Annotated in this window: 11 protein-coding genes; 6 read left to right on the top strand and 5 right to left on the bottom strand. The window is 72.1% G+C overall.

Annotated features, from left to right (window positions below; genetic code table 11):
- Positions 1 to 5 precede the first annotated feature (5 nt).
- The 3 genes from POL72_RS38520 to ggt all read left to right on the top strand — a co-directional run bounded on the left by POL72_RS38520 (position 6) and on the right by ggt (position 4243).
- Positions 6 to 1136, top strand: a complete 1131-nt coding sequence (locus POL72_RS38520; RefSeq protein WP_272101846.1) for a sialidase family protein — start codon at positions 6 to 8, stop codon at positions 1134 to 1136.
- 379 nt (positions 1137 to 1515) lie between these two features.
- Positions 1516 to 2187: a hypothetical protein gene (locus POL72_RS38515; RefSeq protein ID WP_272101845.1), complete on the top strand. Its 672-nt coding sequence runs from the start codon at positions 1516 to 1518 to the stop codon at positions 2185 to 2187.
- A 154-nt stretch (positions 2188 to 2341) separates the two neighbouring features.
- Positions 2342 to 4243, top strand: a complete 1902-nt coding sequence (gene ggt, locus POL72_RS38510; RefSeq protein WP_272101844.1) for a gamma-glutamyltransferase — start codon at positions 2342 to 2344, stop codon at positions 4241 to 4243.
- 105 nt (positions 4244 to 4348) lie between these two features.
- Here the strand turns inward: ggt and POL72_RS38505 are convergent, their stop codons facing one another.
- Positions 4349 to 5095, bottom strand: coding sequence for a universal stress protein (locus POL72_RS38505; protein ID WP_272101843.1), 747 nt, complete (start codon positions 5093 to 5095; stop codon positions 4349 to 4351).
- A 219-nt stretch (positions 5096 to 5314) separates the two neighbouring features.
- On the opposite strand from POL72_RS38505, the gene purB reads away from it, so the two are divergent.
- On the top strand, positions 5315 to 6613 hold the full coding sequence (gene purB, locus POL72_RS38500) for an adenylosuccinate lyase (RefSeq protein ID WP_272101842.1): 1299 nt from the start codon (positions 5315 to 5317) through the stop codon (positions 6611 to 6613).
- 47 nt (positions 6614 to 6660) lie between these two features.
- Positions 6661 to 8454 (top strand): DUF885 domain-containing protein, encoded by a 1794-nt coding sequence (locus POL72_RS38495; protein ID WP_272101841.1) that lies wholly within the window; start codon positions 6661 to 6663, stop codon positions 8452 to 8454.
- A gap of 13 nt (positions 8455 to 8467) precedes the next feature.
- On the opposite strand, the gene POL72_RS38490 is transcribed toward POL72_RS38495, so the two are convergent.
- From POL72_RS38490 to POL72_RS38475, 4 genes are all read right to left on the bottom strand, one after another.
- Positions 8468 to 9346 (bottom strand): 5'-3' exonuclease, encoded by an 879-nt coding sequence (locus tag POL72_RS38490; RefSeq protein WP_272101840.1) that lies wholly within the window; start codon positions 9344 to 9346, stop codon positions 8468 to 8470.
- A gap of 26 nt (positions 9347 to 9372) precedes the next feature.
- Positions 9373 to 10953, bottom strand: a complete 1581-nt coding sequence (gene larAH, locus POL72_RS38485) for an NPN-dependent hydroxyacid isomerase, LarAH14/15/16 family (RefSeq protein ID WP_272101839.1) — start codon at positions 10951 to 10953, stop codon at positions 9373 to 9375.
- Between the two features lie 72 nt (positions 10954 to 11025).
- Positions 11026 to 11688: an HAD family hydrolase gene (locus POL72_RS38480; RefSeq protein WP_272101838.1), complete on the bottom strand. Its 663-nt coding sequence runs from the start codon at positions 11686 to 11688 to the stop codon at positions 11026 to 11028.
- A 128-nt stretch (positions 11689 to 11816) separates the two neighbouring features.
- Positions 11817 to 12584 carry a phosphoadenylyl-sulfate reductase gene (locus POL72_RS38475; RefSeq protein ID WP_272101837.1) on the bottom strand — a complete coding sequence of 256 codons (768 nt, stop codon included), beginning with the start codon at positions 12582 to 12584 and terminating at the stop codon, positions 11817 to 11819.
- Positions 12585 to 12695: 111 nt separating this feature from the next.
- Between POL72_RS38475 and POL72_RS38470 the strand changes: the two genes are divergently transcribed.
- Entirely contained in the window at positions 12696 to 13649 is a 954-nt protein-coding gene (locus POL72_RS38470; protein ID WP_272101836.1) for an ArsA family ATPase, read from the top strand.

The raw sequence follows: 13649 nt of genomic DNA, 5'->3' as shown, positions 1-13649 counted from the left end.
CGCTCATGGCGACGCGCCAGGTAGACCCGCGTGGGCCGACCTCGGCGGCGCGCCGGCAGGACCTCTCCAGGCTGGTCTTCTATCCCATGCGCATCTGCTCTCACTCGATGGCTCTGGCGGCGCTCGGCGCGGTCGCCCTCGCCGGCTGCCCCGGCGATCCTGCGAGGCCTCCTGAGCAGGAGCCGCCGGCGTGGCGCGTGCTGCTCGACGAAGACGACCTCGACAGGGCGGTCCTTTCGATCTGGGGGACGGCGCCCGACGACGTGTTCGCCGTCGGGGGGCCGCTCGGCAACACGGGCCTCAGGGCGCTCGCGCTGCACTACGACGGGGCGAGGTGGCGCGAGCTCCCGGCGGGCGGGGATGCGACCTTCTGGTGGGTGGCCGGCTCCGGTCCGCAGGACGTCTGGATGGTCGGCGAGCGCGGCCGCGCCGCGCGGTGGGACGGAGCGACGTTCACCGAGCACGAGACGGGGACGGAGGCGACGCTGTGGGGCGTGATCGCGTTTTCACCCGACGATGCCTGGGCCGTCGGCGGCACGCCCGGAAGCGGCGCGGGCGCGGAGAAGGACCTCGTCCTCCGCTGGGACGGCAGCGCATGGTCGCGAGAGCCGCTGCCGGCGGCGACCGGCCGGGCGCTCTACAAGGTATGGGGCGAATCGTCCGAGGATCTCTACGCCGTGGGCGAGTTCGGCGTCATCTGGCACCGCTCGGGCTCGACCTGGGAAGTGCAATCCGACCCGCCGATCGCGCAGGGCACTCTGTTCACGGCCGCCGGCTGCAGCCGTGAAGAGGTGTACGCGGTCGGCGGGAGAGACGTGCTCCGGTCGGACGGCGCGTCGTGGCGCAGGCTCGAGGTAGAGCTCACGAACGACGTGAACGGCGTCGCGTGCGGCCGCCCGGGGGAGGTCGCGATCGTCGGTTATGGAGGGCTCAAGCAGCGCCTCGTCGACGGGGCCTGGATCGATGAGTTCACCGAGGAGCCCTACGCCGATCTCCACGCTGTCTGGGCCGACGGTGAAGGGGCCTTCTGGGCGGTCGGCGGGGACTTCCTTAGCCAGCCGACACCCGGTAGAGCCCGCAAGGGCGTGGTGGCGCGCTACGGAACAGGGCAAATCGCCGACACTGTGAGCCGCTGATCACCACGTCGCAGGTATCCTCACCTGCTCGGACATGCCCTTGGTGTGGCAGGGCGCATCATGGGACCGTGAACTCGGAGATACGCTGTGGCCGAGCGGTCACGAGCAGCGAGACTTTTTTCTTGGGAAATGCTTCAAAGGGTGGCGCTGGTCGTCCGATTGCAACACCTGCGGAGACCACACGCGGAACCCGCGCTCTGAACCCAGGAGAATTGGCATGCGACGGACCATTGCTCAGCTTTTTGTGAGTGCCTTTACTTTTGCGATCCCTCTGGCCATCGCCTCGTCGGCATCGGCGGCGCCCGGCCCGGAGGCATGTGGAAATATCCAGCTAGCGGCGAGCGCAAACTGCGAGTTCCGCACCTCGGGCGGCTGCGAGGTGAGCTGCACGCCGGTCAACCTCACGGCGGCGTGCGCCGGGAAATGCGAGGGCCAGTGCAACGCCAGCGCGACCGCCGACTGCAACGTCGACTGCTCCGCGGATTGCTCTGCCAAGTGCGAAGTAGATCCCGGGAAATTCGACTGCAGGGCGAGCTGCTCGGCGAGCTGCAAGGCGGATTGCAGCGGCAAGTGTTCGGCGAGCGCCAACTCCAGCGGCTCGCAAGCGGAGTGCGAGGGGGCCTGCAAGGCGAGCTGCGACGGCGAGTGCGGCGCGAGCTGCGAGGTGACGCCGCCGAGCGCGGATTGCCAGGCAAAATGCGACGCGAGCTGCGAGGGCGAGTGCAAGGCCGAGGCGAACTTCGACTGCGACATCGACTGCAATGCGGACTGCACGGTCGATCTCCAGGGCGGGTGTGAGGCGAAGTGCTCGGAGCCGGAAGGCGCCCTGTTCTGCAACGGCCAGTATGTCGACGTCGTCGGGAGCCTGCAGGACTGCCTGGATTACCTGAGCACGCTCGAGATCAACGTGGATGCCCACGCCGAGGCCGAGGCCAGCGTCTCCTGCGCCGCCGCGCCGGGGTCCTCCTCCGCGCCGTTCGCGGGCACCGGGCTCGCGGCGCTCGTCGCCGGCGTGGGCGTGGCCGCCGCGCGCCGCCGCAAGCGGTCCTGAGCGAGGTCCGGCGTTCCTGAGGCGCGCGCCGGCGGTGGATCCGGCGCGCGCCGTCTGCGCATCCTCGCGTCCTGAACGAATCCCCCGGGCCGGGTCGCCTCGCGCGGCCTGGCCCAGCGCTCTCCGGCACCGTAGTAGATTCGCGCCCACCCTGATGACCCTGCTCCGTCGTTCGAAGCCGCGCTGGGCGCTCGCCCTCGCGCTGCTCGCAGGCTGCGAGGCCCGCACGCCGCCCGCGCCGCACCCGGCGGCGCCCGCGACGCTTGCGGCCGACGCCGCGCCGGCCGTCGCCAGCGCGAGCGCCGCGCCGCAGGCCGCGAGCGCAGCGGCGGCGCCCACGGCCGACGCCGCGGCGCCGGAGCCGACGCCGCCGGAGCCGCCGATCGCGCTCGCCTCGGGCGGCCCGCGGGCCGTGCGCGGCGACGCCGGGCTCGTGACCTCGGTCGAGGAGCACGCGACGCGCGCGGGCGCAGACGTGCTTCGGCGCGGCGGCAACGCGGTCGACGCCGCGGTCGCCGTGGCGTTCGCGCTGGCGGTGACCCACCCGAGCGCGGGCAACATCGGCGGCGGCGGCTTCATGCTGGTCCGCCTCGCGAACGGCGAGACGCAGGCGATCGACTTCCGCGAGGCCGCGCCCGCGTCGGTGACCACCGAGTCGAACATGGCGATGGTGCGGGCCGGCGCGCACGGCTATGCGTCCGCCGGCGTCCCGGGCTCCGTCGCCGGCCTTGCCCTGGCCCACGAGCGGTTCGGCACCCGCCCGTTCGCCGAGCTCCTGGCCCCGGCGATCTCCCTCGCGCGCAAGGGGCACCGCCTCGGCGCGCGGCAGGCGCTGACGCTGCGCTGGGCGTGGCCGCGGCTGAAGGCCGATCGGGCCGCGAGCGCCATCTGGGGGCGGGGCAAGGCGCCGGTCGCCCAGGGCGAGCTGGTGCGGCAGCTCGATCTCGCCCGCACCCTGGAGACGCTCGCCGCGGAGGGGCCGCGCGCGTTCTACGAGGGCTCCATCGCCGGGAAGATCGCCGGCGCGATGCGCGAGCACGGCGGCCACATCAGCGAGAGCGACCTGCGCGCCTACCAGGCGAAGTGGCGCGCGCCCCTCCGGTTCTCGTACCGCGGCTTCACCGTCGACACGATGCCGCCCCCCTCGATGGGCGGCGTCGCGCTCGCGGAGATGATGCTCACGCTCGAGCGGCTGAAGGCGCACGAGGCGCCCGTCGACTCGGGGCTGTCGCTGCACCTGTTCGTCGAGGCGGCGAAGCGGGCGTACGCCGATCGGCGCAAGGTGAGCGCCGACCCCGATTTCGTCGCGCCCGAGACGGCGCAGCTGCTCGCGCAGCTCCTCGACGGGGCCTACCTGATGCGTCGCAGGCCGCCCGTGGACCCGGAGCGGGCCACGCCGGCGGGCGACATCGCGGCGCCGCTGGGCCCCGTCGCGCAGGAGTCCCCGCAGACGACGCACTTCTCGGTGATCGACGCGCAGGGCAACGCGGTCTCGTGCACGACCACGCTGTCGGCGAGCTTCGGCGCGAGGATCGTGATCCCCGGCACGGGCATCCTGCTCGCCAACGCGATGGGCGCGTTCTCCGAGACGGGGATCAACGCGGTGGCGCCGGGCAAGCGCATGGCGAGCTCGATGACGCCCACCCTCGTGAGCCGCGGCGACAAGGTCGCGCTCGTCCTCGGATCTCCCGGCGGTGACACGATCCCGAACACCGTCGCGCAGGTCCTCCGCAACCTGGTCGATCACGGGATGACCATCGACGAGGCGGTCCGCCACGCGCGCATCCACCACCAGTGGATGCCGGATCGCGTGCGCGTCGAGCGGCTGACGCCTCCGCCGCAGGCCGCCCTCGACGACCTCGCGCGGCGAGGGCACGTCCTCGTGATGGACCCGATGCCGATCGGCGACGCGAACAACCTCCTCGTCGATGCGGCCGGCGTCGCGTGGGGCTACGCGGACACGCGCGAAGGGGGCAAGGCCGAGGGCGTCAGCGCGCCCGACAAGCTCGACCCGGCGGCGCAGGTCGACGCGCAGTCATCATCGAGCGCGCGGTAGCCCGCGCGGGGCATCGAGCGGCCGGTAGCCCGCGCGGGGTATCGAGCGCGCGGTAGGTCCGGGCACAGGCGTCGAGCGCGCGGTCGTCCGCCGCGCGCCTCCGCGTCAGCGCAGCCTGGGGTCGTAGTCGGCCGCGTCGGCGTCGTCGTCCTCCTTGGGGCGCACGACGACGACCGGGCACGGCGCGTTCCGCGCGATCCGATCGGCCGTCGAGCCGCCGAAGAGCCGCTGCAGGCGCGACTGAGGGTGCGTGGCCACGACGATGAGATCGGCGCTGAGCTCTCGGGCGAGCGAGACGATCGCCCTGTCCGGCCGGCCCGTTCGGAAGTGCATCGCCATCAGCCGGGCCTGGCCGTCCGCGAACCGGTGCTGGAGCACGCGGAGCGACGGCGGCGACGACGCGCCCGGCGTCGTCACGTCGCGCACTGCAGGGGCGACCTGCCGCGGGCCGACGACCACGGCGTGGATCTCCGTCTCGCCGCGGAGCGCCGCCAGATCGAAGGCGAAGCGCCACGCCCGCCCGCCCGGCTCGGACAGGTCCATCGCGACCACCACGATGTACGACTTCAGCCGGCGACCCGCGCGCACGCTCGTGCGGGCCGGCTCGCTCGCGGGGGCCGGCTCGCTCACGACAGCCGGCGCGCTCGCAGCGGCGGCCGCGCCGCCGGCGCGCCCCGCCCGCTCGCGGCGCCCAGGCTCGGCCCGCGGGGCGGCCGGCGCCTGGCCCATGGCGCTCGGCTCGCTCGCCCCTGCGGGCAGCGTCTCTGGCGGCGTGTCGCCCGCCGCGTGCGGCGTGCGGGCGAACGACCTGCCCTGATCGGCGCGCGCAGGCGCCGGTGCTTCGGTTGGCATCGCGCCAACGTTTGCCGCGCACCGCGCGTCCGCAAGCGCCCCGCCCGACGGCGCGGGTCGCGCGCGGCCTGGCTGGCGCGCGCAGGCGAGCCGCGCGAGCCGGCCCCTGCGCGGCGTGGCGCGCGCAGGCGAGCAGCGCGAGCCGGCCCGCGCGCGCCCGGACCTCCCGGGACCACTCCATCCTTGACGCACCCTCCAGACCTTCGCAGCGTCCCGCCCATGATCCCCCGCTACACTCCTGTTGAATTCGAAGAGCTCTGGTCGCCCGCCACCCGATTCTCGACCTGGCTAGAGGTGGAGCTCGCCGCGTGCGAGGCGATGGAGGCCGAAGGGCTCGTGCCCGCCGGCATCGCGGAGGGGATCCGCGCGAAGCAGCTGACGCTCGATCCGGTCCGGATCGATGCGATCGAGCGCACGGTCAAGCACGACGTCATCGCCTTCCTGACGCACGTCGAGGAGCTCGCGGGCGAGGGCGCGCGGTGGCTGCACCGGGGGATGACCTCGAGCGACGTGCTCGACACGAGCCTCGCGGTGCTGCTCGTCCGCGCGACGGACCTGCTCTCGGCGCGGCTCGACAAGCTCTGCAGCGCGCTCGCGCGGCGCGCGGACGAGCACCGGCGCACCCCGATGATCGGCAGGAGCCACGGCATCGCCGCCGAGCCGATCACGTTCGGCCTGGCGCTCGCCGGCCACCTCGCGGAGATGAAGCGCGGCAGGGCGCGCCTGCTCGCGGCGCGCCAGGCGATCGCGGTCGGGAAGATCGCCGGCGCCGTCGGGACGTACGCGCACCTGTCGCCGCGCATCGAGGAGCGCGCGCTCGCCGCCCTGGGCCTGCGCCCCGAGACGGTCTCGACCCAGGTCGTCGCGCGCGACCGCCACGCCGAGCTCTTCACCGCGCTCTCGCTCATCGCGGCGGGCATCGAGCGGCTCGCGACCAACGTGCGGCACTGGCAGCGCACCGAGGTCCGCGAGGCGGAGGAGCGCTTCACCGTGGGCCAGAAGGGCTCGAGCGCGATGCCCCACAAGCGCAACCCCATCCTCAGCGAGAACCTGTGCGGCCTCGCGCGCGTCGTGCGCGCGGCCGTGATCCCGGCGCTCGAGAACGTGCCGCTGTGGCACGAGCGCGACATCTCGCACTCGTCGGTCGAGCGGATGATCGCGCCCGACGCGACCTCGACGCTCGGGTTCATGCTCGACCGCGCCGCCGGGCTCGTCGAGGGGCTCGTCGTCTACCCCGAGAAGCTGCGCGAGAACCTCGATCGCACGGGCGAGCTCTTCTTCAGCGAGGCGGTGCTCCTGGCGCTCGTCCAGAAGGGCAGGCCGCGGCAGGCGGCCTACGAGCTGGTGCAGCGCTGCGCGATGCGCGCGATCGCGGGCGAGGGGCGCTTCCGCGACAACCTCGCCGCCGACGCCGACGTCGCGGCGCTGCTCGCCCCGGACGAAATCGCGCGCTGCTTCGACCTCGACCACGCGCTCTCGCACGTGGACTCGATCATCGATCGCGCGCTCCGCGACTGACCTGCGGCGTTGACCTGCGCGGGCCGGTTTGACAGGCTCGGCCCGTCATGGCCGCACCCACACCTGTCCGCACGCGCTGGCGCCGGCTCGCGGTGCTCGCGCCGCTCGCCGCGCTCGCCGCCTGCAGCGGGGGCGCCTCGGCGCCGCCTTCGTCTCTCGGCGCGGCGCCCCCTCCGGCCGCGGCGCCCCCTCAGGCTGTGGCGAGCGCCGAGCCCGCGCGGCCGGCAGAGGCGCCGCGCGAGCCGTTCCCCGCGCTGCGCGATCGGATCCTGCGCGAGTGGGTCGCGGACGAGCCCGCCTTCGCGCGCTCGCGCGGGCTGCACGAGCAAGACGGCAAGGTCACCGACTACGCCGCCGCGGCGATAGAGCGGCGGCTCGCGCGCCTCGAGCGCGATCGCGCGGCGCTCGCCGCCGTCGACGCCGCGGCGCTCTCCCTGGACGACGCGCTCGACCGCGCGCTGCTCCTCCAGCAGATCGACCTCAAGCTCTTCAACGGGAGGGACCTCGAGGAGTGGCGCCGGCGGCCGCAGTTCTACGGCGATCTGTTCGGCGTGAACCAGTACCTCGATCGCGCGTACGCGCCGCTGCCCGAGCGCGCGCGGCGCCTCCTCGAGCACGAGAAGGCGGCGCTGGCCCAGGCGCCGCACATCCTCGAGAATCTCGCGAGCCCGATGCCGAAGCCGGTGATCGAGGTCGCCGTGAAGATCTTCCGGGGCTACGCCGAGTACCTGCGCGGCGACGTCGTCAAGCTGCTCAAGGGCGTGGGCGACCCCGCGTTCCAGGCCGATTTCGAGGAGACGAACGCCGCGCTCGCCGCCGCGGCGGAGAAGCTCGCCGAGCACCTCGCGAAGGTCGAGCTGCCGAAGGGCGACGCGAGCCACGTGCTCGGGGAGGCGCGGTACAGGAAGCTCCTTCTCGCGCAGGAGGGGCTCTCGACGCCGCTCGCCGAGTTCAAGAAGATGGGCGAGGACGACCTCGCTGCGAACAAGGCGGCCTACAAGGAGCTCGCCAGGAAGGTGAAGACCTCCCGGCCGAAGGCGGAGCAGCTCCTCGCCGAGGCGACGCGGATGATGGAGTCGGCGCGCAAGTTCATCGTCGACAAGGAGATCGTGAGCCTCCCGTCCGACGAGCGGGCGATCGTGAAGGAAACGCCGCCCTACATGCGCTGGAACGCCGCCTTCCTCGACGCGCCGGGGCCGTTCGATCGGAAGGGGCTCGAGGCGTTCTACTACATCACGAAGCCGGACCCCTCCTGGCCCCGCAAGGAGCAGGAGGAGTACGTGATGCTGCGGGGCACGCTGCTCTCGACGACCGTGCACGAGGTCTACCCGGGGCACTTCGTCCAGGGCCTGTGGGAGAGCCGGGCGCCGACGGACGCGCAGAAGATGTTCGGGAGCTACTCGTTCGTCGAGGGCTGGGCCCACTACGTCGAGCAGATGATGATCGAGCAAGGGTTCGGCAAGGAGGACCCGCAGAGTCGCCTCGGCCAGCTCGCGGACGCGCTGCTGCGCAACTGCCGGGTTGTCGTGTCGCTCGGGGTGCACGCCGAGGGCATGAGCCTCGACGAGGCCGAGCGCCGCTTCGTCGACGACTGCTTCCAGGACCGCGCGACGGCGCGGGAGCAGGCGGTGCGCGCGACGTTCGACCCCGGCTACTTCGCCTACACGCTCGGCAAGCTCGAGATCCTGAAGCTCCGCGAGGAGGCGAAGGCGGCCCTGGGCCCGGCGTTCTCGCTGCGCCGCTTCCACGACGCGCTCCTCTCGCACGGCTCGCCGCCGCTGCCGCTCGTCCGCGAGCGCGTGCTCGCCGAGCTCGGGGCGCCGGCGAGGAAACAGCCTTGACGAAGTCCCCGTTCTAGGGCGCCCAGCGCGTCGGCCGCGCCTTCAGCGTGCGCACGTCGATCGCGTCGCACCACGCCGCGAAGCGGTCGCGCGGCACGCCGCGGAAGCGCAGGTCGTCGAGGCCCTCCTCGAGCGGCACGTCGGTCCGGAGCGTCGCCAGCGTCCGGTAGAGCAGCGCGTCCTCCCGCTGCTCTACCAGCGCGTGCGCGATCCGGTCCGCGCCGCGCACCGCCACCGACCACGCGGCCGGGTCGTCCGGGATCTGCTCGAGGTGCCCGTACGCGCCGAGCAGCGCGGCCGCCGTCCGCTCGCCGATGCCCGCCAGGCCAGGGATGCCGTCGGCGTCGTCCCCCGTGAGCGCGAGGAAGTCCGGGATGCTCTCCGGCGCCACGCCCCGCGCGGCGCGCATCGCCGCCTCGTCGATGACCTTCTCCTTCCGGCGGTCGACCTGCACGACCCGATCGCCGGCGAGGCACTGCCCGAAGTCCTTGTCCGGGCTGAGGATGCGCACCTGCTCCACCGCGCCACGGAACCGCGCCGCCGCCGTCGCGAGCGCGTCGTCCGCCTCGAACGCGTCCATCGACCAGACGACGATCCCGAGCGCGCGCACCGCCTCCTCGACCGGATCGAACTGCCGGCGCAGCTCGGGATCCATCCCCTCGTCGCTCTTGTACCCGGCGAACAGGTCGTTCCTGAACGAGCGGATCGGGTTGTCGAACGCGACGGCGAGGTGCGTGACCTCCTCGTCCACGTGGTGCAGGAGCGCGAGGAGCGAGGCGACGACGCCCACCGTCGCCTTCGCGTCCCAGCCGCCGGGCGCGCGGTGCCCGGGCCGCTTGGAGTAGTGGGCGCGGAAGAGCTCGTAGGTGCCGTCGATGAGGTGCAGCCGCACGGTCGCTCCTCCCGCGAGCGCGCCCGCTAGGCCGTCATGTCGGCCATGAAGATCGGCGGGCTGTGGAGGGCCATGATCTCCGGCGTGGGCGGGGCCGACTGCTTCGCCATCCGCAGGGCCTCATCCATCGTGCGCGCCGTCTCCCAGCCGAGCAGCTGCGGGATGTACTCGTTGTCGGCGCCGACCACGATCATCCGGCCGATGTGCTGCCGCCCCGCCTCGCCCCAGTACCACATGAAGAACGGGTGGGTCGGGTGGTACGCGTGCCCGAAGCGGTACATCTCGATGTAGGCGGGGTTCTCCGAGAACTTCTTCTCGTACCGCTTGTGCAGCTCCATCGCGTCCCGCGTCTCCGGCAGGAGCCGGTGCACGAACTCGATGTACGGGGCGTGGTGCTCGTTGTCGAACAGGTCGGTGCAGGGGTGGAGGATGATCATCGTCCCCCCCTTCTTGAGCATCGGCGCGCCGCGGTAGAGGTTGAACAGGTACCCGTTCGCCATCACCTGCACGAGCAGCGGGTTCAGGAACGAGTTCACGTTGTACGGGCTGATGTACGGGATGCCCGTGATCAGGATGTCGGCCTGGCCCGTGACCGGGACGAGGTACTGGTCGAAGCTGCGCTTCAGCGTGTGCTCGTGGACGGCCTCCGTCTCGCCGGCGAACACCCCGGTCACCCCGAACGGCGAGGGGACGCGCTGGAAGATCGCCTGGCGCGCGGGCTGCGGCACCTTGGAGAGCGTGAAGCGGAGGGCGCGCAGCGCGCTCTTCTCGCCCGCGCTGAGGTCGTCCTCGTTCTTCGCGAGGAACTCGAGCGGGCGATCGAACATGCGGTTGTTGATCGTCGTCTCGATCGTGAAGACGTTGAGCTTCTTGTTGGCCAGCCGGCCCATGCGCTCGACGCTCGTGTGCAGCGCGGAGCTCTTCGGGTCCATGTACGAGTAGCAGTCGCGCATCACCCGCGGGTTGTGGTGCGCGCGCAGGCTCCGGTACCCGCACAGGCCGACGGCGACCGACTTGTGCCCGCCGTCCATCGGCACGAGGTTGAGGTTCACGTAGATCACGAGGTCGCTGTCGACCGCGCGCTTGTTGAGCTCGACCTCCTCGCCGACGTCGGTCGTGCCGACGTACTTCATGTTGGCGGCGTTCTCGGCGTCGTGGTTGTAGAGCCGCTTCGGCCAGTAGGCGTTGAAGATCCGGTCGCCGACGATGTGGCGGACCTCCCAGTCCTTCATGCGCCGGTGGACGCTCGTGGCGATGATGATCTCGACGTCGTCGACCCCGTAGTCGGCGAGCAGGTCGAGCACGATCGTGAGCACCCGCTCGCGGATGTCGGGGCGCTTCATCTGGGGCAGCGGCAGCGAGATGTCGTCCACCGCGATCGTGACCTTCATCCCCGGGCGGAGCTTCGCGTAGAGCGGCTCCGAGTTGTACGGGTGGTTGATCGCGTAGCGGATCGCGGCGTCGACGTCCTTCAGCGGCTCGATGGGCGGCTTCGCGTAGAGCACCCGGGTGCCGGTGGGCAGGTCGACCTCGACCAGCTGGTCGCCTGAGAAGAGCACCCGGGGGGCGCTGCGGCTGTCTAGCGTGACGACGCAAGGATGGCTCATGGGACCTTCAGAGCAGGGGGTGCGACGTGTTGGGCTGGGGGGTGGCCTCCCGCCGTCCGGGGGAGGCAGGGGTCATGCGGCGAGGTGGAGGATCGGCCAGTGGTACGCCTGCGCGAGCATCTTGAGCTTGCGGTCCGGGTTCACCGCCGCCGGGTAGCCGACGACCGAGAGCATCGGGACGTCCGAGTAGCTGTCCGAGTAGGCGAAGCACTCGTCGAGGTCGTGCCCGTGCGCGTGGGCGTGCTCGCGGATGAGCCGCGCCTTCTCGGGCCCGGCCACCACCGGGCGCAGGAGCTTGCCCGTCGCGAACCGATCCTTCACCTCGAGGCGGTTCGCGATGATGCCCGTCGCGCCGAGGTGATCGGCGAGCAGCTGCATCAGGAAATCCAGCGCGCCGGAGACGAGGACGACGTCGTGCCCCTTGTCGAGGCTGCACTTCACGAGGTCCCGCGCCTTCGCGTAGATGGCCGGCTTGAGCACCTTCGCGAACGCCTCCTCCGCGAGCGCCACGAGGCGATCCTCGGAGACGCCCTCGAACGAGCTGAAGAGCAGCTCGTTGAAGAGGCGCCGATCCTGCAGCTCCGCCATCGCCATCCACGGCGCCTTCACGAGGGCGCGGCCGAGCTTCGCGAGGCTGTGCATCGGCGTCGGCTGGTTCATCATGTAGAACACCGTCGGGTGCACGAGGTTCGTCGTGACCAGGGTGCCGTCTACGTCGAAGTAGCTCGCCGGCATGCGGGGCAAATCTCCCTGCATGCCGTTTGAGTCAAGATCGAGCTGCCGCGAACCGGTGTTCGCAGGCGATCGTCACGCCGCGTCGAGGTGCCACGCCGCGTCGACGTGCTCGCGCGGGCCGTCGACCATCACGCCGCGAACAGGCGCTCGTACCGGTCGTCGAGGTCGACGCCGCCGTCGGTGTCTCCCCGGTCCACGGGGTTGATCCCGCAGTACTCGACGCTCGCCAGGTGGCGCCAGCGCCCGGCGCGCTCGGGCTCGTCCGGCAGCACCGGCGTCGTGCAGGGGAAGCAGCCGATGGTGCGGAAGCCCATCCCGTGCAGCGGGTTCTCGATCGCGTCCTCGTGCGCGGCGAAGTACGCGTCGAGCTCCTCGCCGGTCAGCGACGCGAAGGGGTGGACGCGGAGCGTGTTGTTCGCGGGGTCGAGGCCGAACGGCGCGACCTTCGCGCGGGCGCCGCCCTCGCCCCGCCGCAGCGCCGCGACGAGCGCGTCGTAGCGGCCCCGGATGGCGCTCAGCGGGGCCGATTTGCGGAGGTCGCAGCAGCGCTCCTGGCCCTCCTTCGAGAGGTAGAGCAGCCCTTCCTCGCGCGTCTGCTGCGCGAAGGTGCGCTCGGGCGAGAGCGTGACGACGCGCAGGTTCGGGTGGGTCCGCGCGAGCTCGTCGCGGGTGGCGAGCGTCTCGGCGTGGAGCACGCCGGTGTCGACGAAGATCACGTCGAAGGAGAGCCCGGCGCGGTCGGCCATGTGGCACAGCGCGGTCCCGGCGCGCTGCATGCTGCTCATGATGGCCGCGCGCGGGCCGAAGGAATCGCGGACGAAGCGGAGGAGCTCCACGGGTGACGCGCCTTGGAAGCGTCGGTTCAGCGGTTCGAGGTGTCGCTCGGTGATGCGCATGAGCGATGCATAGCAGAGCCCGTTTCCTTGATCCGGGTTGCCTTCGCCTGAGCTTGCGCGTAACTCCGCTGGCGAGGAATGACCAGCGTCCATCAAGCCTCAGAAGCGGGCGTGCTCGGCCATGGCCTGCCGGAGCTCGAGCGCCGGCGCTTCCTGTTCGTGACCGGCAAGGGAGGCGTCGGGAAGACGACGATCTCGGGGGCCCTCGCCCTGGCCTTCGCGGCCCGCGGCAAGCGCGTCCTCGTCGCGATGTGCCACACGAAGGAGCGGCTCTCCGCCATCCTCGGCTCGAAGCCGATCGGCCCTGAGGTGATGCAGGTCGGCCAGCGCGTGTGGGCGGTGAACATCTCGCCGGACAGGGCCCTCCGGGAGTACGGCGAGATGGTCCTGAAGGTGCGCGCCGCGGCCGATCTCGTCTTCGACAACAAGTACACGCGCACCTTCTTCCGCGCGGTGCCCGGGCTGTTCGAGTGGGCGATGCTCGGCAAGGCGTGGTTCCACACGACGGAGCTGCTCCCGGACGGCTCCAACCGCTTCGATGTGGTCCTGCTCGACGCGCCCGCGACGGGGCACGGGGTGGACATGCTGCGGGTGCCGAAGGTGATCCTCGACGTGGCGCCGCCGGGCATCCTGCGCCGGGACGCCGAGGCGGCGTGGGCGATGTTCAGGGATCCCGCGCGGAGCGGGGTCGTCGTGGTGACGCTGCCGGAGGAGATGCCGGCCACGGAGACCGTCGAGCTCGTGGCGGAGGTCCGAGGCGACCTTGGCCTGCCCGTCCACCGGGTGATCATCAACGGCGTGCTGCCGGCGCTGTTCTCGCCCGAGGAGCAGCGGGCGCTCCTCGTCGACCCTGCGCGCCTCGACATCCAGGCGCCGGCGCGCGCCGCGGACACCGTCGAGAGCGCCTTCGTGGCGGGCGCGCGGCGGGCGATCCGCGAGTCGGTGCAGCGCGAGAGCCTGGCCCGCCTGCGCCGCGACCTCGACCTGCCCACCGTGATGCTGCCGTTCCTCTTCGACGAGGGCTCTACGGTCGCCGGCACGCGGATGCTGGCCGAGCGGCTCTGA

Origin of the sequence: Sorangium aterium (assembly GCF_028368935.1) — a bacterium.
In the GTDB taxonomy this organism is placed as follows: domain Bacteria; phylum Myxococcota_A; class Polyangia; order Polyangiales; family Polyangiaceae; genus Sorangium; species Sorangium atrum.
Note: the sequence above shows the minus strand (reverse complement) of the source record. Positions and strands in the feature narration are given on the sequence as shown.